Below are 21,934 nucleotides of genomic sequence, written 5' to 3' on the forward strand. Positions count from 1 at the left end.
ACGGGGAACGGGTGATGGGCGATGGAAGACGGGGTGGACTGCGGACGACTGGGCGGGCGACGGAAGACGGGCGGCGGCTAGCGGAAGCGGAACGCCTTCATCAGACGGAGGCTGCGGTTCATGAACGCCGCGTACTTCTCGTCGTCCATGCCGAGAGACGGTGCCATCGGCAGCAGCCGCTGATGAGCGACGGTCTGGGCCTCGGTGTACTTGAGGATGCCCTCGGAGCCGTGGCGACGGCCGAGGCCGGAGTCCTTCATGCCGCCCATCGGCGACTGCGCGCTGCCGTACGCCGGCGCATAGCCCTCGTTGACGTTGACCGTGCCGGTGCGCAGCCGGGCGGCGACCTCTCGGCCGCGTCGGCCGTCCTTCGTCCAGACGGAGGAGTTGAGGCCGTAGGGCGTGGAGTTGGCGCGTTCGATCGCCTCGTCCTCCGAGCTGAAGCGGTAGATCGACACCACCGGCCCGAAGGTCTCCTCCGCGCACACCGCCATCGGCGCCTCGACACCGTCGAGAATGGTGGGCTCGAAGAAGTACGGGCCGACGTCCGGACGGGCGACCCCGCCGGCCAGCACCTTTGCGCCCTTGGCCACGGCCTCCTCGACGTGCCGGGTCACCGTCTCCAGCTGCCGCTCGCCGACCAGTGAACCCATGTCGGCCCCGTACGCGAGCGAGGTGCCGAGCCGCATGCCCTTGGTGCGGGCGACGAAGCGCTCCAGGAAGGCGTCCGCGATCGACTCGTGGACGTACAACCGCTCGATGGAGATGCAGAGTTGGCCCGCGGAGGAGAAACAGGCGCGGACGGCACCCGCGGCGGCCTTGTCGATGTCGGCGTCCTGTAGGACCAGCATCGCGTTCTTGCCGCCGAGTTCGAGCGAGACGCCGACGAGGCGGGCGGCGGCGCTCTGGGCGACCTCGCGGCCGGTGCGGGTGGAGCCGGTGAAGGAGACGTAGTCGGCGTGCCGGACGACCTCCGGACCGACCACCGGGCCCTGCCCGATGACGACCTGGAAGACCTCGGCGGGCAGCCCGGCCTCGATGAGCAGGTCGCGCGCCCACAGCGCGGTCAGGCACGTCTCGGTGTCGGGCTTCATCACGACGGCGTTGCCCGCGACGAAGGCGGGGAGCGCGTCGCCGACCGACAGCTCGAGCGGGTAGTTCCAGGGGGCGATCTGCCCGACGACGCCGCGCGGGTGGCGCAGTTCGGTGACCTTCGTCAGCGTCGGTACGGCACCGGTGTGCCGCTTGGGCTTCAGATAGGAGGGGGCCGTGCGGCCGTAGTGCCGGGCCGCGACGGCGACGGCCTGTACCTCCTCGTGGGCGTGGAGGCGGGCCTTCCCGGTCTCCAGCTGGATCAGGTCGAGGACCTCGGCCTGGCGGGCGAGCACCAGGTCGTGGAAACGGAGCAGGACGGCGGCGCGCTGCCGTACGGGGGTGGCGCCCCAGGCGGGCTGTGCGCTGCGGGCGCGCTCGAACGCGATCGCCACGTCCTCGGGGGTGGACTCGGGCAGGTCGGCCAGCTTCTCGCCGGTGAACGGCGTGTGGTTGGCGGTGCGGCCGGAACCGACGACACCCTTGGTGAGCTGGGCGACCAACTCGGGGGTGACCACGTCGACGGCGGTGCGGGTGCCCTCGGGGGCAGGGGCGAGCGGGTTGGTGCCGGCCGAGCCCGTAGGGGTCTTGTCGGTGGCCTTCTCCGGGGCCTGCGAGTCCGTCATAGGCGCAGAGTATGCGGGGGTGAAGCGTTTGGGTACCCGTCGGTAATGCGCTTTCACGGGGTGTCCACACCGTGCCAGTGACCGCTGGCAGCGAATGCGCTGATCAGGGCGTACTCACCGTGGAGGCTCGTGGGAGTGTAGAGGGTGTGCGCGTCGCCGCCCGGCCGGGGCGCGCTGTCCTGCCGCGCCCGTGCCGTCAGGGGGGTGGGGACCGGCTCCTGACGGTCAGACGGAGTCGGACGGTGTCGTCGCCACAGGTGACCGTGCGGTCCGTGGCGAAGTCGCGTGCGATGCCCGCAGATACAGACCCGTGACGCACAGCCCCCGGATCGCCGCGGGCCGCACCGGGTCAGCCCGTCATCCCGTCGCTCCGTCAGCCCGTCGCCCCGTCACCCCCTCACTCCGTCAGCCTGGTACGAACGTGTCGACCGCGATGTCGAAGTACTCCCTCGCCTCCTTCACCTTCCCGACGGGCGCCGACACCCACACGTCGTACATCCGGCCGCCCTCCTCCCAGCACAGGTCGTTGGTGTGCCGGGGACCCTCGGCGGCCGTGAAGCCGTTCCAGCTGAACTCCCAGAAGGCGGCCGGGTTTCCGCGGTGCGAGGTTCCGGTGACGCTGCCCTGGCGGTAACCCGGGTTGGTGGACGGCCCGTCGGCGTCCGAGCGCCGCATCACCGCGAGCGGTCCGCCCGGGTCGGGGTCCGTCACCCTGATGCCGAGGCGGAACGTCCGCCCGGGTGACTCGTAGAAGATCCGCTCCCCCTGCGGGCTGCGGGTGAACCCCTCCGGCACGGCGAGCGAGAATCCGTTCGCATCCCGCACCAGCCGGTAGCCCGAGGGTGCCGTGCGGCCCGCGGACGTGGCCCCGGTCGGCGAGCGCGTCACCGTCACCGTGGGCGCGGGTGAGGAATCGGGGGACGACGGGCGGGGCGCGCCGCTGCCGGCCGACGGGCTCGGCACTCCGGTACCGGCCGAGGAGTGCGGGGGTGCCGTGGTCGCGGGCCCGACCCCGCCGTCGCCGTGGCGCATCAGCAGCGCGGCCGCCGAGACGCCCGCGCCGGCCATCGCCGCGACCAGGGCGGCCGCGACGAGCACGCCCCGCGCGGACGGCCGGGCGGGCCGTGACCCGGCGGGTTCCCGGTGCGCCGCGGTCTCGGTCCCCTGGCGCGGGGGCCCGGACAGAACGCGCCGGGGCAGGTCCCGCTGGGTGGGCGTGTAGGCCACCGGCACCCGGGGGGTCCGGCCCGTCTCCAGGAACTCCCGCAGCAGCCGCTCCGCCTCGGCCGCGTCCAGGCGCCGCTCCGGGTCGCGCTCCAGCAGCCCCCGTACGACGGGCAGGATCGGCTCGGCCTGCGCGGGCGGCCGGATCTCGTCGACGACGACCGCGTGCAGGATCCCGCCAAGCGAATCGCGGCGGAAGGGCGACTCGCCGCTCAGCACCGCGCACAGCAACGCGCCCAGGGACCACAGGTCGGACTCGGGTCCGGTCCGTTCGCCGGACATCCGCTCGGGTGCGGTGTACTCGGGGGAGCCGACGAAGGAGCCCGTCTCGGTGAGCGTCGTGGCGCCCGCGACCTGAGCGATGCCGAAGTCGGTGAGGACGACCCGGTCGGTGCCCGCCTCGATCAGGACGTTCGCCGGTTTCAGATCGCGGTGCAGGACGCCGGCGCCGTGCGCGCGGCGCAGCGCGCCCAGCAGGTCGATGCCGATGCGGGCGGCCTCAGGGGCGTCGACGGGGCCCCGCCCGGCGACGCGTTCGGCGAGCGAACCGCCGTCGATCAGCTCCATCACGATGTACGGGCGCTCGTCGTGCTCGACGACGTCATGGACGACGACGATGTGCGGGTGGTGCAACTGCGCCACCGCGCGCGCCTCGCGCAGGGTGCGCTCACGCCGGAGCCGGGCCTCGTCGGCGGAGAGCGAGGGATCCAGGGTGAGTTCCTTGACCGCCACCTGGCGGCCGAGCAGTTCGTCCGACGCCCGCCAGACGACACCCATGCCGCCGCGGCCGATCCGCTCCTGAAGCCGGTAGCGCCCCGCTACCACACGGACGTTCTCCCCCTCGGTCCCCATGCGGCCCATCATGCCGCACGGGACACGGACCCTCCGGGACGCCGTCGCGACGGTGGCCGACAAGCGACGTACAGGGGCGTGCGGTCGGGGCGGGCGCGGCGTACGGAGGACGTGGCCGGGGCGCTCCTGCCGGGGCGCGCACGCCGTGAAGTGACGCGCCGTAAGGGGCGAGCGGGTGGAAGCGAGAGCGCCTCACGTCCCGCGCCCCTGCGCAGGCCCGCACGCACGCCCACCGCACCCCCGCGCACACAACGCCACCCGCGCGCACACGCACCGCCCGCGCACACCGCGCGCCCTTTCGCGCGCCCCCCGCTTCCCGCGCCCGTCAGCCCTCCGGCGGACGCCACCCCCGCAGCACGACATCGAACTGCTTGCTCGTCGTCTCCCAGTCAGCCGCCGGACCGGACATATAGATGGCGTACTCCACGCCGTTGCGGGAGAAGTACGTCTCCTCGACGGCGTGCCGCGGTCCGGGGAACGGCGTGTCCTTCGCCAGCGCGGTCCACGTGTACTCCCAGAGGGACCCGGGGCGGTCACGGTAGATGTTCTTGCGCAGGGTCACCCGCTTGTAGTGGACGAGGCGCTGGAGCTGCTGCTCCAGGTCCAGCTGGTGCTGGTTCGCGTCGTCGAAGTCCGGTGAGCTGTCCACGGCGATGCGGATGAAGTGCTTGCCGCCGTCGGGCGTGTAGTCCGTCTGCAAGGCGTCGTACGCCTTCCGCTTCCACCGGTTGCCGGGCAGGGCGAGACTGAAGCCCGCGGGGTCCTTCTTGCGAACCCAGCCGTCCGGGACGGTGCCCCCCTGCTGCTGCGTGCCCTTGGAGGGCGTCGGGGTCGGGGTGGCGGCGTCCGCGGTGGTGTCGCTTCCGCGTCCGCCGAGGAAGTCCACCGCCACCGCGCCCGCCGCGCCGATGATCGCGGCCACCGCGAGGACCAGGGCGACCGTACGGCCGCGGCGGCGCCCGCGGGGAGCGGGCACGGAGCCCGCCGCGGCGGGCTGGTGAAGGGTGTTGCCGGCGGTCTGTGCGTCGCGGGCCTGACGGCGGCGCGCCACGGTGGCGGTCGTATCCCCGGCTCCGCTCACGTCCATGTGCTGCGTGGCCACGTACTCCTGCGCGGCCTTCGGACGCCGTCCCTCCACGGCCTCGGCCAGCATCTGCTCGAGCTCCCCCGCGCCGGGCCGCTCGGCCGGGTCCTTGCGCAGCAGCGCCGCGATCACCGGTCCGAGGGCGTCCGCGAACTGCGGCGGAGCGGGCTCCTCGTCGACGACGGCCTGCATGGTGGTCAGCGGCGACGTCCGCCGGAACGGCGACCTGCCCTCCACCGCCGTGTACAGGGTGGCGCCGAGCGCCCACAGGTCGGAGGAGGGGCCCGGATCGTGGCCGCGGACGCGCTCGGGCGCCAGGTAGTCCACGGAGCCGACGATCTCTCCCGTGCGCGTGATGGTGGTGTCGCCCTCGACCTGGGCGATCCCGAAGTCGGTGAGCAGCACGCGTCCGTCGGCGGCGAGCAGGACGTTTCCGGGTTTCACGTCGCGGTGCAGTACGCCCGCCGAGTGCGCCGCGCGCAGTGCCCGCAGCACCCACAGCCCTATGCGCGCGGCCTCGGTGGTCTCCACGCGGCCGCGCTCCTTGACGGCGTCGGCCAGCGAGCCGCCCTCCACCAACTCCATGACGATCCAGGGCCGGTTGTCGTGCTCCAGAACGTCGTGGACGGTGACGACAGCGGAGTGGTTGATGCGCGCGGCGGCCCGTGCCTCGGCGTGGGTACGAGCGAGAAGGACCGCACGATCACTGTCCGTGACGTACAGTGCGGCCGTCAGTTCCTTGATGGCGACCGCCCGGTGCAGCACCTCGTCGTGAGCGCGCCACACCCGGCCCATGCCGCCGCTGCCGATGGAGTCGACAAGCCGGTAGCGGCCCGCGAGGAGCAGGCCCTGCATCTGATTCACGTTTCCCCGCAATGGTCTTGACGAGGGTCAGACTAAAGAGCGCCCCCCACACAGGGAACCGGCGGGGTCGCAACGGAGACCGCACTGTGACGGTTCTCCCTTCCCCGTACGGGACGGAACCACCGCACACTCAGCGCAATCGGACCTGGTCCTCGCCCCTGTCCGGCGGAGCCGGCCCCGGCCGCTCCCTTCGGCGGTGCGCTCAGCCGGTCGCCTGGTACGTCTGCTCCGCCTGCTCGAACAGCCAGGTCACCTCGTCCACTTCGGCCTTCGGGCCGCGGACCTGCACCACGTGGTAGCGGCCGCCGACGACTAGTGCGAGATTGCGTACGAACAGCTCACGCCCGTCGCCGTCCGTCCAGGTGAACTGCCCTTCGGCCATGGTCCGTCCACCGACCTCGATGCGCCGCATCCCGCTGGAGGTGGCCCAGGACGAGTCGCGGAACGGCTGGAGTTCGGGCTCCGACTCCCGCTGGTACGTCAGCGGATCGCCGCCGTATCTACTCGTGGTGTCGCGTCCGGGGACGACGATCAGGTCGAAGTCACCCTGGGAGTAGACGATCTGACCCCTTGTGTTCTTCGGCGCACGGTTCCAGCCGTTCGCCACGGCGACACGGAAGCCCTCGGGGTCCGTGCGCAGGGTGAAGCCCTGGGCGGCCTGGGTCTCGCTGGTCTGTGTCTGCGGGGAACCGGCCGACGGGAAGGGGCTCTTGGTGTCCCCGGGGCCCGGCTGCCGCACCCCGCTCGTCGCGGACTGCCGCGGCGCCGGTCCGGCGTCCTCGGCCGTGCCGGTGCGCTCGCCCACGGTGCCGCCGCCGGCGCTGTTACCGGCCTTCGGCATGAAGGCCATGGCGTACGCGATCGCCGCGGCCAGCGCGAGCAGGACCAGCAGAAGCAGGGTACGGCCGAGCCTGCGAGGTCCGACGCGCTCGTCCCTGGCGCGCTTGTGGCGGGCACGGGTGGTCGCGGGCAGCCCGGCGCGGCGCCTGCGGACCAGTTCGCCGCGGCGCCGTACGATCGGCAGCCGACGGGGGTCCGCGGGCGGTGCCGCGATGACGTGCGCTCCCGCGTCGGGCTCGGGCGCGGACCGGACGAGGGAGCGCAGCCAGCCGCGCAGCTCCTCGAAGTCGATCCGGTCCGTGGGATCCTGACGCAGCAGCGACTCCACGACCGGGCGCAGCGGGCCGCACTCCTCGGCGAAGGCGGGCGGTTCGGAGCAGACGAGCTGGACCAGCTCGGCGGTGTTCTCCTCGGGATACGGCGCGTGCCCCTGCACGGCCCGGAACAGAAGCGCCCCCAGCGCCCAGAGGTCGGTGGCGGGACCGATCGGCGGGGCCAGCTGCCAGTTCTCGTGCACGGGACCGGCCTGCTCGGGCGCCCACCGTTCGGTGACCGGCCCGACGACGGCCATCCGCGCCTGCCGCGCCCGCTCGGCGGCGAGGGCGGTGGTGGGGCCACGGTGGTTCCAGGTGGTACCGGCGGCGCCGTGTTCGGTGCGGTGTTCGGTGCGGCGCGTGTCGTGGGCCACCCGCGCGTACGGGTCGGCGTCCGCGCCGGGGAGTACCGGGCCGCTTCCGTACGCGGGCGTCCCCGGGCCGGGGGCCTGTGTACCGTTCGCGAACGGGCCCGTGCCGTGGTCCCGGGTCGCGGATGTGCCGCCGGGCAGTGCGACGCGGGGGCCGTCGTCGGCGACCGGTGCCGCGGGGCGTGGTACCGCTCCGTGCCAGGACGTCGTGCGGCCCGACCCGTACGGGTCGGCGATCTGTCCCGGCGGGGTGCCTGGGCGGCGGCCGGCCTCCGGCTCGGTGCCCGGGGGCGGGGGCGCGGTGCCGGCGCCGGTGTCGGCCGGACGGGGAGCGGGCAACGCGGTGCCTGCGCCCCGCCGTTCTTCCTGCACACGGGCCGCGGCCCGTGCTCCGGCGCGGTACGCCGCGATCGCCCCGGCCCGCGCCGCCCGTACGTCCTCGGCCGACTCGAGCGCCCGGGGCGCGGGTACACCGCCGCCGGGTCCGCCCACGCCCGGAGCCGGGCCGTTCGCCCGTGCCTCGATCGCCGCCCGTCGCGCGGCCTCGGGATCCGTGCCCGGCGCGGGTCCACCCGCGGGGACACCGCTCCCCATGGGGCCCCCAAAACCCCCGGCAGGAATCCCCGGCGTGGCCCCGCCCCGGCCGGACGGCCCGGCGCCCTTCTCCGCCTCTGTCTCTGCCTCTGTCTCCCCTTCTTGTGCCGGTACCGGGTCGTACCCGCACAGCGCCTCCTCCGCCGCCCCGGCCGCGAGTCCGGTCAGCATCACACGGCCGTCGTCGCAGATGAGTACCGTGCGTGCTGTGATGTTCCGGTGCACCCAGCCGTGGCCGTGCAGTACACGCAGGGCCATGAGGACGTCGGAGGCGACCTCCGCCGCGCGGTAGGGCGTCAGCGGCTTCTCCGCGAGCAGCGCCGCCAGCGGCCGCGCAGGCACCAGCTCGCTGACGATCCACAGCGAACCGCCCTCGGCGAACACGTCGAAGACCTGGTCGAGCCGGGGGTGGTCGGGTATCCGGGCTGCCGCCTGCGCGGCCTCGATGGCGCGCCGTACGGCCGGTTCGGCGGGCCGCCGCGTGGCCTTCGCACGGTCGGCGGCGCCTCCGGCCCGGCCGTCCCGGGCCACGAAACCCTCGGGCAGCCCGTCCGCGTCGAGCACCTCCGCCTCGACCACCTCGGGCAACGGCACCTGCCGCACCAGGACTTCCTGTCCGCTGTAGGTGTCGAAGGCCCGGGTCTCGGCGAGTTCGTACTCGTCGGGAGGCGGCAGCGGCAGGCGGTAGCGGTCGGCGAGTACCCGTCCCGCATAGTCGTCCACGATGCCTCCCCCGGCCGCCCGGTCGGTCAATTCCGTTCGCCTCGCGCCCCGTTCCGTATGCGTACGGTCCGCAATTCCTCACGATACGTGCCGGAGGCAACCCGCAACCCGGGGATGCCAGATCTCCCCGCTACACGACCGTACGGAACGTCGGTCTCGGCGCGTGGTACGTCACGACTTCGGCCGGAAGGTCTGGGTCAGCGTCCTCCAGGTTCCGGTGCGCAGCTCACCGTCCCAGCCGTCGGACTTCGCCGTGTACATCAGCCCGTAGCCCTGATGCGAGTTCACGACGAGTCCGCGGTCGATCACCCGGTACGTGGTGCCGCCGTCCGCGTAGGTGAACTCCCAGTCGGCCGTGTTCCAGCCCTTGTAGTCCACCTTCTCGATGCGGATCCGCTTGTACTGGGAGCGCGTCATGTAGTGCTCCTGGTTCTTCCAGTCCGCGACCGGGTCGTCCTTGGGCGTGGACGTCCAGGCGACGAGCAGCCGCTGCCCGTCCGGACCGGTGAAACGGTCTCCCGCCGAGTCGGACGACCGGTACTTCCAGCCCTTCGGCAGCCCGATGGAGTACCCCTGGCCGCCCTTGTACGTCTTCGCCGAGCCGTTGTCGCCGCCCCGGGAACCGGAAGAGGAGTCGTCGTGGCTCCCCCCGGCGCTCGGCGAACTGTCCGCGGTCTCCTGCGCATCAGACCCGCTCGTCGCGGTACTGCTGGTGCTGCCGCTGTCGGTGTGCGTGGTGCCGCCGCTGCCGCTCCCGCTCCGGGGCGTCGCTCCGCTGGACGCGGTGGCCTTGGTGCCGCCCTTCTTGCCGTCCTGCGTGCCGCTGTCGCCGCCGCCGAGGGTGAGCGCGAGCACCGTCCCCAGCACGGCCAGCGCCACGACGACTGCCACGATCACCAGCGTCCGCTTCGGCACCACGTCGGTGAGCGGCGCCCGCGCCGGCGGCACCGGACGCGCGGGCCGGTCCGGGTCCGGCAGTATGGGCCATCCCGAACTGGGCTTCGTTGAACCGGAGTTCGATTCGGTGGCAGCCTCGTCGCCCCGCAGGCCCGCAGACACCGTTCCCGAACCGCGTGAACCGGCTGAACCGGCTGCACCAGCCGCACCGGCTACTGCGGCCCGGCCCGCCGTCCCGGTGGCAGGTGTGTTCCCGCTCGGGGCGCCCGCGTCCTCGGACGCCTCCTTGGTCCCGGTCTCCGAGGACTTGGTCCGCGCGACCGTCGTGGCCGCGGCCGTGGCCGCGCCCAACGAGGCCGCGGACTTGCGCACGGACCGCAGCGCCCCGCGCAACCGCTCGGCGGCCTCCTCGCCCCGCTTGCCCCCGGAGGCCGAAACCCCTTCATCCGTCCCCTTCCGGGGCACCGGTGGCAGCGCCACGACCCGCGTCGCGTCCGCCGGCACCTCCTGCTTGGGGTCGGACGCGTGGATGACCTCGTTGAGCATCGCCCGGGCACCCGCGTCGTCCAGCCGCTGCTGGGGGTCCTTGGCGAGCAGGCCGTAGATGACGCTCTTCAGCGGGCCCGCGTTCTTCGGCTCCTCCAGGGGCTCGGTCATCACGGCGGTCAGCGTGGCGATCGCCGACCCCTTGTCGTACGGCGGGACGCCCTCGACCGCCGCGTACAGCAGTCCGCCGAGCGACCACAGGTCAGCCGCCGGGCCGGGCTTGTGCCCGCGCGCCCGCTCCGGCGAGATGTACGAGGGGGCGCCGACCAGCATGCCGGTGGAGGTGATGGAGGGGTCGCCCTCGACCTGCGCGATACCGAAGTCCGTGAGCACGACCCGGCCGTCCTCGGCGATGAGCACGTTCGACGGCTTCACGTCCCGGTGCAGGATGCCCTCACGGTGCGCGGCGCGCAGCACATCGAGGACCACGAGTCCGACCTCGGCGGCACGCCTCGGCTCCAGCAGTCCGTCCTCGCGGATGACCTCGGCGAGCGACTTGCCCTCGATCAGCTCCATGACGATCCAGGGCCGGTCGTCCTCGTGGACCACGTCGAAGACCGTCACGGCGCCGTTGTTGCGGATCCGGGCGATCGCCTTGGCCTCCCGCAACGTGCGCGTGATCAGCCGGCGCTTCTCGTCCTCGTCGATGCTCGACGGGAACCGCAGCTCCTTGACGGCGACCGTACGGCCGAGGGTCTCGTCCTCGGCTCGCCACACCGTCCCCATGCCGCCGCGGCCGAGTACGTCTCCCAGCCGGTACCGCCCGGCGAGGAGACGTTCGCTCTTGTCCTGACGGGATGTCCCCGCCCGCTCCGCCTCCGACATGCGTCCCCTCATGCAACCCGCCCTGACAGAGCCTCCATTGTCCCTCACGCAGGGACCGCCCAACGCCCCGGGTGCCCCTTGGTCATGCGGGTAACCCCGCACCGAAGGGCGCCTTGACACGGCCGCGGGAGCGCGCACGGGCCCGCGCGAGCGCCCTGGGCGCCCGGTGTGCGCCCCTTGCGCGCTCCTGTCCCGTTACCGGAGCCGGTCGCGTACGAACCCGCCCGTCCCCGTCACAGGTAGATCTCCCATGATGGGCCGCGACCAGGGCCGAACGCGACGCCGCCGCGCCGGACACCCTGGAGGACCCTCCCGGCCGTGCCCTTGTGCCTGGCACTGCTCGGGCTCGCCCCGAGTTTCATCGCGACGGCCGTCCTCCAACCGGCCGACGACCGGCTGTCCGGTGAGGGCGGGGAGGCCCCGGCTGCCGCCCGACGGCGGCACCGGGCGGCCGGACGGCGTACGGACCGATCCGCGGCGCCGAGTCCGCGGGTCCGGCACGATGTCCGGCGACAACGGCCGGCGGGTCCCCGGTGACTACAGCTGCACGATGTCCGGCGCCCCCAGCCGCGCCGCGTCCGCCGTCAGGTCGTCGGGCTGACGCTGCGACTCCCGCTCCGCCTCCACACGTTTCTCGTAGTGCTCGACCTCGCGCTCTATCTGGTCCGCGTCCCAGCCGAGCACGGGGGCCATCAGCTCGGCCGCCTCCCGGGCGCTGCGCGTCCCGCGGTCGAACGTCTCGATCGAGATGCGCGTCCGCCGGGTCAGCACGTCGTCCAGATGCCGGGCGCCCTCGTGCGAGGCGGCGTACACGACCTCGGCGCGCAGATAGTCGTCGGCCGCGTGGAGCGGTTCGCCCAGTGAGGGATCGGCCGCGATCAGGTCGAACACCTCCTCCGCCATCGTGCCGTAGCGGTTCAGCAGGTGCTCGATCCGGACGACGTGCAGTCCGGTGCGCGCGGCGGTCTGCGCCCGTGCGTTCCACATCGCCCGGTAGCCCTCGGCGCCCAGCAGGGGGATGTCCTCGGTGACGCATTCGGCCACCCGGCGGTCGAGGCCGTGCACGGCCTCGTCGACGGCGTCCTTGGCCATCACCCGGTAGGTCGTGTACTTGCCGCCCGCGACGACCACGAGACCGGGCGTCGGGTGCGCCACGATGTGTTCGCGGGACAGCTTGCTGGTGGCGTCGGACTCCCCGGCGAGGAGGGGTCTGAGGCCCGCGTACACGCCCTCGACGTCGTCGCGCGTGAGCGGCACCGCGAGGACCGAGTTCACATGCTCCAGCAGGTAGTCGATGTCGGCGCTGGAGGCCGCGGGGTGGGCCTTGTCGAGGTTCCATTCGGTGTCGGTCGTGCCGATGATCCAGTGCCGGCCCCAGGGGATGACGAAGAGGACGGACTTCTCGGTCCGCAGGATCAGACCCGTCGACGAGTGCACCCGGTCCTTCGGGACGACCAGGTGGATGCCCTTGGACGCCCGGACGTGGAACTGGCCCCGCTCGCCCACCATCGCCTGGGTGTCGTCGGTCCACACGCCCGTCGCGTTGACGATCTGTTGGGCGCGGACCTCGTACTCCCCGCCGCCCTCCATGTCCTGCACCTTGGCGCCGACGACCCGCTCGCCCTCACGCAGGAAGCCCGTCACGCGGGCGCGGTTGGCGACCTTCGCGCCGTACCACGCGGCGGTGCGCACCAAATTCGCCACCAGGCGGGCGTCGTCCACCTGCGCGTCGTAGTACTGCAACGCGCCGACCAGGGCGTCCTTCTTCAAACAGGGGGCGATGCGGAGGGCGTGACGACGGGTCAGGTGGCGGTGCAGCGGCAGTCCCCGGCCGTGACCGCGTGCCATCGACATCGCGTCGTACAGCGCGACGCCCGTGCCCGCGTAGAGACGCTCCCAGCCCTTGTGCTGAAGGGGGTACAGAAAAGGGACCGGCTTCACGAGGTGGGGCGCCAGGCGCTCCAGCAGCAGGCCGCGCTCCTTCAGCGCCTCGCGCACGAGCGCGAAGTCCAGCATCTCCAGATAGCGCAGGCCGCCGTGTATCAGTTTGCTGGACCTGCTGGAGGTGCCCGACGCCCAGTCACGGGCCTCGACCAGGCCCGTGGACAGGCCGCGGGTGGCTGCGTCCAGCGCCGTGCCTGCTCCGACCACGCCTCCGCCCACGACCAGCACGTCCAGCTCATGCTCGGCCATGCCCGCCAGTGACTCGGCACGCTGCGCCGGCCCCAGTGTCGCTGTCCTCACCGCTGCCTCCCGCCATCTCGCGCCGGTCACACCCGTCAAGCGAAACCCGGCTCACCTCTCCTCATGCCCAAAGTCTGACCGGGATGCCCGGCTTCGGCCACCACGCACCGGCGGCCTGTGGACAAACAGCCGAGGAAACGCGCCCAGTCAATCGCGCAAATCGGCATATTTACTCCTAGTCTGACATTGCGCTCGTCGCTCGCTCATTCTGTCCACAGCGGTTGCGCACCTCTCCCGCTTCGGCTACTGGGAAGGACGGCCCACACCATGCCCGCAGATCTCGCCGTCATCGGACTCGGTCATATCGGCCTGCCCCTGGCCCAGGCCGCCGTCGCGGCCGGCATTCCAACGCTCGGGTACCGGACAGGGCCCGAGGCCGGCTCCCTCTCCGCGGCGGAACTGCGCCGGATGCTCGCGCGGGGCTTCCGGCCCACCACCAACCCCGCCGAACTCGGCCGTGTCCGCACCGCCGTCATCTGCGCGCCCGTCCCGCGCGGGGCGGATGGCGCACCCGACCTCGCCCAGGTGAAGGCCGCCGCCCGCACCCTCGCCGGGCGGCTGCGCCCGCACACCACCGTCATCCTGGAGTCACCGGTTCCGCCCGGCACCACCGAGGAGTTCCTGCGCCCGCTCCTCGAAGCGGGCTCCGGGCTGCGGGCGGGCCGCGACTTCCACCTCGCCTGCTCGCCGAGCCGCGTCGACCCCGGCAACCGGGACTTCGGCGCCGCCAACACGCCCAAGGTCATCGGTGGCCTCACCCCCGCCTGCACGGAGTCCGCCGCCACGTTCTACGGGCGCCTGACGGACAAGGTGGTACGCGCGCGTGGACCGCGCGAGGCGGAGACCGTGCAGCTGCTGGAGACGAACTACCGACTGGTAAACATCGCCCTGGTCAACGAAATGGCGGTTCTCTGCCACGACTTGGGAGTCGACCTGTGGGACGTCATCCGCTGCGCGGAGACCAAGCCCTTCGGGTTCCAGGCCTTCCGCCCCGGGCCCGGCGTCGGCGGCCACGCCGTCCCCCAGGACCTCGCGGGCCGGACCGGAAGCAGCCTGCGCATGGTCGAACTGGCACAGCAGGTCAACAGCCGCATGCCCCAGTACGTCGTGCAGCGCGCCGCCGCCCTCCTGAACGAACACGGCAAGTCGGCCCGCGGCGCCCGGGTCCTGCTGCTCGGTGTCACCTACAAGCCGGACCTCGCCGACCTCCAGGGCTCCCCCGCGCACGAGATCGCCCTGCGTCTGATGGAGCTGGGTGCCTCCGTCAGCTACCACGACCCGCTCGTCCCCGCCTGGAGCGTCCTGGACCGCCCGATCCCGCGCGCGGACTCCCTCTACGAGTCGGCGGCCGGCGCGGACCTGACGATCCTGCTCCAGCAGCACCGCACCTACGACCTGCAAGGCTTGTCGGTGAAGGCGCAGCTTCTGCTGGACACGCGGGGGGCCACGCCCACGGGGGCGGCGCATCGGTTGTGAAAGGGGACGCGTGCGCTGCCCGAGCCTCCGGGGACGGTGGCACCGGGGGCGGCCGCACCGCCACGGTACGGACAGGCGGAGCGCACCGCAATGGGCGTTGCGGCAGGCTCCTGAATGGTGAACAGAGTGTCCCCCCTACGTCTCATAGGGGTGGCCGCTCGAACTCGGGCCGGGCCCCGACCGGCCGGGGTCCGGAATCTTGTCCTTGGAAGGGGGCGCCCCGGAGAACGGGGTCGCCGAACACGGACACCATCGGCTCGACACGGCCGCCCCTCACGCTTTCGCCCCGAAGGCAACCGTGCGCCCCTCCGCAGCAATACGCGGCCCCACCTCACCGCCGGTGCTGCGAGTCCGCCACCGTCACCTCGACCCGTTGGAACTCCTTCAGCTCGCTGTAGCCGGTGGTGGCCATGGCGCGGCGCAGGGCGCCGAAGAAGTTCATCGAGCCGTCCGGGGTGTGCGACGGGCCGGTGAGGACCTCCTCGATCGTGCCGACCGTGCCCAGGTCCACCTTCTGGCCGCGCGGCAGTTCCTCGTTGACGGCCTCCATGCCCCAGTGGTGGCCCTTGCCGGGCGCGTCCGTGGCGCGGGCCAGCGGAGAGCCCATCATCACAGCGTCGGCGCCACAGGCGATCGCCTTGGGGAGGTCGCCGGACCAGCCGACCCCGCCGTCCGCGATCACATGCACATACCGGCCACCCGACTCGTCCATGTAGTCGCGGCGGGCCGCCGCCACGTCCGCGACCGCCGTGGCCATCGGGACCTGGATGCCGAGCACATTGCGCGTGGTGTGCGCGGCGCCACCGCCGAAGCCGACCAGGACACCGGCCGCGCCGGTGCGCATCAGGTGCAGGGCGGCGGTGTAGGTGGCGCAGCCGCCGACGATCACGGGGACGTCGAGCTCGTAGATGAACTGCTTCAGGTTCAGCGGCTCGTGCGAGTGGGAGACGTGCTCCGCCGAGACCGTCGTACCGCGGATGACGAAGATGTCCACGCCCGCGTCCACCACGGCCTTGGAGAACTGGGCCGTGCGCTGCGGGGAGAGCGCGGCCGCGGTGACCACGCCCGAGTCGCGCACCTCCTTGATGCGCCGGCCGATCAGCTCCTCCTTGATGGGAGCCGCGTAGATCTCCTGGAGGCGGCGGGTGGCGGACTCGGCCGGCAGGGCGGCGATCTCGTCGAGGAGCGGCTGCGGGTCCTCGTGCCGCGTCCACAGGCCCTCGAGGTTCAGCACGCCCAGGCCGCCCAGCTCGCCGATGCGGATCGCGGTGGCCGGGGAGACGACCGAGTCCATGGGGGCGGCCAGGAAGGGCAGCTCGAAGCGGTAGGCGTCGATCTGCCAGGCGATCGAGACCTCCTTCGGGTCCCGCGTACGGCGGCTGGGGACGACGGCGATGTCGTCGAAGGCGTACGCCCGGCGGCCGCGCTTGCCGCGCCCGATCTCGATCTCAGTCACGTCTGTGGCCTTTCCCTGATGCGTTTCAGCGTCTTCCAGTATCGCCGACACCCATGGCAAGGGCGGTCCCGGAGCATCCGGGACCGCCCTGCGACGACCTTCACGCGGGCGTGGGCGTCACTTCTTGCTGCTGTAGTTCGGCGCCTCGACCGTCATCTGGATGTCGTGCGGGTGGCTCTCCTTGAGGCCCGCGGAGGTGATCCGCACGAAGCGGCCCTTGGACTCCATCTCCTCGATGGTGGCGGCGCCCACATAGCCCATGGTCTGGCGCAGGCCGCCGACGAGCTGGTGCAGCACGTTGGACAGCGGGCCGCGGTAGGGCACCTGGCCCTCGACGCCCTCGGGCACGAGCTTCTCGTCGGAGGTGACCTCGGCCTGGAAGTAGCGGTCCTTCGAGTACGACCGGCCCTGACCGCGGGACTGCATGGCACCCAGCGAGCCCATGCCGCGGTACGACTTGAACTGCTTGCCGTTGATGAAGAGCAGCTCTCCCGGCGACTCCTCGCAGCCTGCGAGCAGGCTGCCGAGCATGACCGTGTCCGCACCGGCGGCGAGCGCCTTGCCGATGTCACCGGAGTACTGCAGACCGCCGTCGCCGATCAGCGGGATGCCCGCCGGACGGGCGGCGAGGGAGGCCTCGTAGATGGCGGTGACCTGCGGGACGCCGATGCCGGCGACCACGCGGGTGGTGCAGATCGAGCCCGGGCCGACACCCACCTTGATGCCGTCGACACCGGCGTCGATGAGCGCCTGGGCGCCGTCGCGGGTGGCGACGTTGCCGCCGATCACGTCGACGTTCACGCTGGACTTGATCTTCGACATCCAGCTGAGGGCGTTGCTGTTGTGGCCGTGCGAGGTGTCGACGACCAGGAAGTCCACGCCGGCCTCGGCGAGCGCCTGGGCGCGCTCCAGCGCCTCGGGGCTGGCACCGACGGCGGCACCGACGAGCAGGCGGCCCTCGGCGTCCTTGGCGGCGTTGGGGTACTTCTCGGCCTTGACGAAGTCCTTGACCGTGATCAGGCCCTTGAGGACGCCCGCGTCGTCGACCAACGGCAGCTTCTCGATCTTGTGCTTGCGCAGCAGCTCCATGGCCTCGGGCCCGGAGATGCCGACCTTGCCGGTGACCAGCGGCATCGGGGTCATGACCTCGCGCACCTGGCGCGTACGGTCGCTCTCGAAGGCCATGTCACGGTTGGTGACGATGCCCAGCAGCCTGCCGGCCGGGTCAGTGACCGGGACGCCGCTGATGCGGAACTTGGCGCACAGGGCGTCCGCCTCGGCGAGCGTGGCCTCGGGGTGCACCGTGATCGGGTCGGTGACCATGCCGGACTCGGACCGCTTCACCAGGTCGACCTGGTTGACCTGGTCCTCGACGGAGAGGTTGCGGTGGAGCACGCCGACGCCGCCCAGTCGCGCCATCGCGATCGCCATGCGGGACTCGGTCACCTTGTCCATCGCCGCCGACAGCAGCGGGATGTTGACCCGGACATTGCGGGAGATGCGGGACGAGGTGTCGACCGCGTTGGGGAGCACCTCGGATGCGCCCGGCAGCAGCAGCACGTCGTCGTAGGTCAGCCCGAGTGTCGCGAATTTCTCGGGCACTCCGTCGACGTTGGCAGTCATGACACCTTCCCCAAATGGCCTTGATCGGTGCGGATGTCCATGCTAACGGGAAGCGCGGGTCGCTCATTCCACGGTGTGGAGCGACGCTCGGCTTCGTAGGTTTGTACGGAATCGGCGGCCTGCCGGTTCAGGCGCGGGCCGCCGGGCCGTGCGGCGCACCCGGTCGACCGGACTCGGCAGCGCCCGACTCCGCCGTCTTGGCCGGTCGGCGTTGCGACCGTGAAGAAAACGCGGCCGAGGCACGACGACGCGGCGCGGGGCCGGCGGCAGGACCGCTACTGCTCGGCGAGCGCGCGCAGCCTGCTCAGCGCCCTGTGTTGCGCCACCCTCACCGCTCCCGGTGACATTCCCAACATCTGACCTGTTTCCTCCGCGGTCAAGCCCACGGCGATCCGCAACAGGAGCAGTTCGCGCTGGTTCTCGGGGAGGTTGGCCAGCAGCTTCTTGGCCCACTCGGCGTCGCTGCTCAGCAGCGCCCGCTCTTCGGGTCCCAGGGAGTCGTCCGGGCGTTCGGGCATCTCGTCCGACGGGACCGCAGTCGAGCCGGGGTGCCGCATCGCCGCGCGCTGCAGGTCCGCGACCTTGTGCGCGGCGATCGCGAAGACGAACGCCTCGAAGGGGCGTCCGGTGTCCTTGTAGCGCGGCAGCGCGAGCAGCACGGCCACGCAGACCTCCTGCGCCAGGTCCTCGACGAAGTGCCGCGCGTCGCCCGGCAGCCGGGACAGCCGCGTACGGCAGTAGCGCAGGGCCAGCGGGTGAACGCGGGCGAGCAGGTCATGGGTCGCCTGCTCGTCGCCGTCGACGGCACGATGGACGAGCGCACCGATCACCGTTGTCTCGTCGTCGCGCATCGGTCCATGGTGCCTTGGCGTCGTCCGATCCGTGGCACCGCGTCCGTAGTTGTGCACCGAAGCGTTATGAGCAGGTGCGCCGGAACCCATTACCTGCGCCCTCCCCTTCCGCTCGACCGACTCGTCCCCGAGGAACTCCACACCTCAAGGATGCGGCATCCGCGGCGAAACGAGCAGCGGGCATCCGGCGGACCCCGTCGCCGGGCGGCTCCAGGGGAGCGCGGGTGCCCGGACTTCCCTGGGGTCGCCGCGCCCCGCCCGCCATGCGGCAGGCGGGGATCTGCGCACCCCCGCGATGGTCCACTTAGCGGACCAGGCCCCATCGGAAGCCGAGCGCCACGGCGTGCGCACGGTCGGAAGCGCCGAGCTTCTTGAACAGCCGGCGGGCGTGCGTCTTGACCGTGTCCTCGGAGAGGAACAGCTCACGGCCGATCTCCGCGTTCGAGCGGCCGTGGCTCATGCCCTCCAGGACCTGGATCTCACGCGCGGTGAGCGTGGGCGCGGCGCCCATCTCGGCCGAGCGCAGCCGCCGCGGGGCGAGCCGCCAGGTCGGGTCCGCGAGGGCCTGCGTGACGGTCGCCCGCAGTTCCGCGCGCGAGGCGTCCTTGTGCAGATAGCCGCGCGCGCCGGCGGCGACCGCGAGCGCCACCCCGTCCAGGTCCTCCGCGACGGTGAGCATGATGATGCGCGCACCGGGGTCGGCGGACAGCAGCCGCCGCACGGTCTCGACGCCGCCCAGACCGGGCATGCGTACGTCCATCAGAATCAGGTCCGAACGGTCGGCCCCCCAGCGGCGGAGGACTTCCTCGCCGTTGGCCGCCGTCGTCACGCGCTCGACACCGGGCACGGTCGCGACCGCGCGGCGGAGCGCCTCTCGGGCAAGCGGGGAGTCGTCGCAGACGAGGACGGATGTCATGACCGCCCTCCGCAGCTGATGCGCGTCACCTTGAGCCTCCAGGCTGGTACGAATCGTCACCTGAGCGGTCGACGCCCTCGGACGCCTGCCCGAGCGCTTGTTGTTTCAACCGCCTCCGCACTCTCAACGATGGTCACTCGAAAGAGTTACGGTGCAGCAAGTCGTCTTCGGCACTGTACGTGAGGGCGCGGACACGGTGCATACACGCGCGGCGGACCCTCGAACTTTCATCACAACCTATGCCCCATTTAGCCGCTTTTCTTCCTGTTCGCTGGTGTCTGGGGCTAGATTCGCAATGAGTCATATTTTCATATCCTTAGATCGTCGATGTACGGTCGGGGGCAGGTATCCGCCCAGAACGGCAACAAGGGGACACGCAATGGCAGATTTCTCCCGCCTTCCCGGTCCGAACGCGGACCTGTGGGACTGGCAGCTCCATGCGGCCTGCCGTGGGGTCGACAGCTCGCTCTTCTTCCATCCGGAAGGAGAACGCGGAGCGGCCCGGAGCGCTCGTGAGAACTCGGCCAAAGAGGTCTGCATGAGGTGCCCCGTACGCGCCGAGTGTGCGGCCCACGCGCTGGCGGTGCGCGAGCCGTACGGCGTATGGGGCGGACTGACCGAGGACGAGCGCGAAGAGCTCATGGGACGGGCGCGGAACCGGCTGGTGCCGGCATCCACCTCCAGCGGGGGCTCCACCGCCTCGAACAACTGAAGGAACGTTTTTGCACGACGGGCACGCACGCGCGTGCCCATTTTTGGGGTACTGCCGGGTCTTCTCGGGGTACCGCCGGGCCGCACCCCGTGCGGCTCCCGTCGCGCAGCGGGCTAGCGCACGGCCGCCCGCCCCAGTTCTTCCAGCGTCGCCGCCACCGCCGGCACCTGCGCCAGATCCGGCAGGGTCAGGGCGACGATCTCCCGCCGCACCGCGGGTTCCAGCGCCACCGGGCGCGCGCCCCTCGGGCGTACGGACTCGATCGCGAGCTGCGGCAGCACGGCCACGCCGAGCCCGGCGCCCACCAGACCGACCACCGCCGGATAGTCGTCCGTCGCGAAGTCGATACGCGGCGTGAAACCGGCGCTCTCGCACACCTCTACGAGTTGCCCCCGGCAGCGCGGACAGCCCGCGATCCACGGATCGCCGGCCAGTTCGCCGATGGCGACGGTCTCCGCGCGGACCAGCCGGTGCCTGTCCGGGACGAGGGCCACCAGCCGGTCGGTGAGCAGGGGCCGTACGAACAGGTCGTCCCACTCCTCCGCGCCCGCCGCGCCCTCGTAGCGGAAGGCGAGAGCGACATCGCAGTCGCCCGCGCGCAGTTTCTCCACGGACTCGGGCGGCTCGGCCTCCTCCAGCGAGACCCGGGTCCCGGGGTGTGCGGCCCGCAGGGCGGCGAGCGCGGTGGGGACGAGCGTGGAGCTGCCGCTCGGGAAGGAGACGAGACGGACCCGGCCGGCCCTCAGCCCCGAGATGGCGGCGACCTCCTCCTCGGCGGCGGTCAGCCCGGCGAGGATGCCCGACGCATGCCGCACCAGCGCCTCGCCGGCCTGCGTCAGGCGCATCTCACGGCCGGTGCGGATCAGCAGGGGAGTGCCGACGGAAGCCTCCAGCGCCTTCATCTGCTGGCTCACGGCGGGCTGGGTGCAGCCCAGTTCGCGCCCGGCCGCCGAGAAGGATCCGGTGGCGGCGACGGCGCGCAGCACTCGGAGATGACGGGCCTCGATCACGTTGTGAGCATAAGCGCATCTTGGGTACGGCAGCACATACTGTGTCGACGCTTTGACCACCCGTCCCCTACCGTGCGGGCATGAAGGTTCTCTCTGTCAACCTCGGCCGGCCCAAGGCCGTCGACTACACCGACCAGCCCGAGGGTCTGACCGGCATCGACAAGCGGCCCGTGGACGGGCCCGTCCGGGTGGCGGCCCCCGGTCCCAAGGGCGTCGGCGCGAGCGGAGTGGCCGGGGACACGGTGTGCGACCTGCGGCACCACGGCGGTGACGACCAGGCGGTGTATGCGTTCGCCCGGGAGGATCTGGACGCCTGGGAGCGGGAGCTGGGCCGTCGGCTGCCGAACGGCTCGTTCGGCGAGAACCTCACCACGGAGGGGCTCGACGTGTCCGGCGCGCGGATCGGCGAGCGCTGGCGCATCGGGCCCGAGGTGGTGCTGGAGGTCACCTCGGGGCGGATTCCGTGCCGCACCTTCCAGGAGCACCTGGGCGAGCGCGGCTGGGTCAGGCGGTTCACGCGGCAGGGCGCCCCCGGCGCGTATCTGCGGGTGATCGCACCGGGTGAGATAGGGGTCGGCGACACCGTGGAGATCGTGCACCGGCCCGTCCACGAGATCACGGTCGCCCTCCAGTTCCGTGCGTCGACGACGGAACGGCACCTGCTGCCCGGTCTGTTGGCGGCGGGCGACGCCCTCCATGCGGAGATCGCACGGACGGCGCGGGAGTACGCGCGGAAGTACGCGGCGGAGAACTGACACGCTGGTTCGGACGTTGGCGGCGGAGCCGGTGAAATA

Annotated in this window: 14 protein-coding genes; 3 read left to right on the top strand and 11 right to left on the bottom strand. The window is 72.1% G+C overall.

The window, feature by feature from the left end:
- Window positions 1-77 precede the first annotated feature (77 nt).
- From ABZ823_RS03975 to ABZ823_RS04000, 6 genes are all read right to left on the bottom strand, one after another.
- On the bottom strand, window positions 78-1,718 hold the full coding sequence (locus ABZ823_RS03975; protein WP_361653381.1) for a succinic semialdehyde dehydrogenase: 1,641 nt from the start codon (window positions 1,716-1,718) through the stop codon (window positions 78-80).
- A 405-nt stretch (window positions 1,719-2,123) separates the two neighbouring features.
- Window positions 2,124-3,794, bottom strand: a complete 1,671-nt coding sequence (locus ABZ823_RS03980) for a serine/threonine-protein kinase (RefSeq protein ID WP_361653383.1) — start codon at window positions 3,792-3,794, stop codon at window positions 2,124-2,126.
- 325 nt (window positions 3,795-4,119) lie between these two features.
- Window positions 4,120-5,733, bottom strand: coding sequence for a serine/threonine-protein kinase (locus tag ABZ823_RS03985; RefSeq protein ID WP_361653679.1), 1,614 nt, complete (start codon window positions 5,731-5,733; stop codon window positions 4,120-4,122).
- Window positions 5,734-5,944: 211 nt separating this feature from the next.
- Complete coding sequence (locus ABZ823_RS03990; protein WP_361653385.1) at window positions 5,945-8,584, bottom strand: protein kinase; 2,640 nt, start codon at window positions 8,582-8,584, stop codon at window positions 5,945-5,947.
- A 171-nt stretch (window positions 8,585-8,755) separates the two neighbouring features.
- The gene (locus tag ABZ823_RS03995) at window positions 8,756-10,852 is read right to left on the bottom strand and encodes a serine/threonine-protein kinase (protein ID WP_361653387.1); all 2,097 of its coding nucleotides are present in this window, start codon (window positions 10,850-10,852) and stop codon (window positions 8,756-8,758) included.
- Window positions 10,853-11,389: 537 nt separating this feature from the next.
- Complete coding sequence (locus ABZ823_RS04000) at window positions 11,390-13,096, bottom strand: glycerol-3-phosphate dehydrogenase/oxidase (RefSeq protein WP_361653389.1); 1,707 nt, start codon at window positions 13,094-13,096, stop codon at window positions 11,390-11,392.
- Between the two features lie 267 nt (window positions 13,097-13,363).
- Here ABZ823_RS04000 and ABZ823_RS04005 point away from each other — a divergent pair, with 267 nt between their 5' ends.
- Complete coding sequence (locus ABZ823_RS04005; protein WP_361653391.1) at window positions 13,364-14,572, top strand: nucleotide sugar dehydrogenase; 1,209 nt, start codon at window positions 13,364-13,366, stop codon at window positions 14,570-14,572.
- Between the two features lie 331 nt (window positions 14,573-14,903).
- On the opposite strand, the gene ABZ823_RS04010 is transcribed toward ABZ823_RS04005, so the two are convergent.
- The 4 genes from ABZ823_RS04010 to ABZ823_RS04025 form a co-directional block, all read right to left on the bottom strand.
- Entirely contained in the window at window positions 14,904-16,028 is a 1,125-nt protein-coding gene (locus ABZ823_RS04010; protein WP_361653393.1) for a GuaB3 family IMP dehydrogenase-related protein, read from the bottom strand.
- Window positions 16,029-16,145: 117 nt separating this feature from the next.
- Entirely contained in the window at window positions 16,146-17,651 is a 1,506-nt protein-coding gene (gene guaB / locus ABZ823_RS04015; RefSeq protein WP_361653395.1) for an IMP dehydrogenase, read from the bottom strand.
- A 275-nt stretch (window positions 17,652-17,926) separates the two neighbouring features.
- A complete protein-coding gene (locus ABZ823_RS04020; RefSeq protein ID WP_030571403.1) occupies window positions 17,927-18,502 on the bottom strand; it encodes a sigma-70 family RNA polymerase sigma factor in 576 nt (191 codons plus the stop codon).
- A 304-nt stretch (window positions 18,503-18,806) separates the two neighbouring features.
- Window positions 18,807-19,418 (bottom strand): response regulator transcription factor, encoded by a 612-nt coding sequence (locus ABZ823_RS04025; RefSeq protein ID WP_003948568.1) that lies wholly within the window; start codon window positions 19,416-19,418, stop codon window positions 18,807-18,809.
- A 379-nt stretch (window positions 19,419-19,797) separates the two neighbouring features.
- Here ABZ823_RS04025 and ABZ823_RS04030 point away from each other — a divergent pair, with 379 nt between their 5' ends.
- Complete coding sequence (locus ABZ823_RS04030) at window positions 19,798-20,130, top strand: WhiB family transcriptional regulator (RefSeq protein WP_361653398.1); 333 nt, start codon at window positions 19,798-19,800, stop codon at window positions 20,128-20,130.
- 113 nt (window positions 20,131-20,243) lie between these two features.
- Here ABZ823_RS04030 and ABZ823_RS04035 read toward each other — a convergent pair whose 3' ends face one another.
- Window positions 20,244-21,140, bottom strand: coding sequence for a LysR family transcriptional regulator (locus ABZ823_RS04035; RefSeq protein WP_361653400.1), 897 nt, complete (start codon window positions 21,138-21,140; stop codon window positions 20,244-20,246).
- An 80-nt stretch (window positions 21,141-21,220) separates the two neighbouring features.
- Here ABZ823_RS04035 and ABZ823_RS04040 point away from each other — a divergent pair, with 80 nt between their 5' ends.
- The gene (locus ABZ823_RS04040; RefSeq protein WP_361653402.1) at window positions 21,221-21,895 is read left to right on the top strand and encodes an MOSC domain-containing protein; all 675 of its coding nucleotides are present in this window, start codon (window positions 21,221-21,223) and stop codon (window positions 21,893-21,895) included.
- The last annotated feature ends 39 nt before the right edge of the window (window positions 21,896-21,934 follow it).

The sequence above is a fragment of the Streptomyces sp. NPDC047079 genome, assembly GCF_040643755.1.
GTDB lineage: Bacteria > Actinomycetota > Actinomycetes > Streptomycetales > Streptomycetaceae > Streptomyces.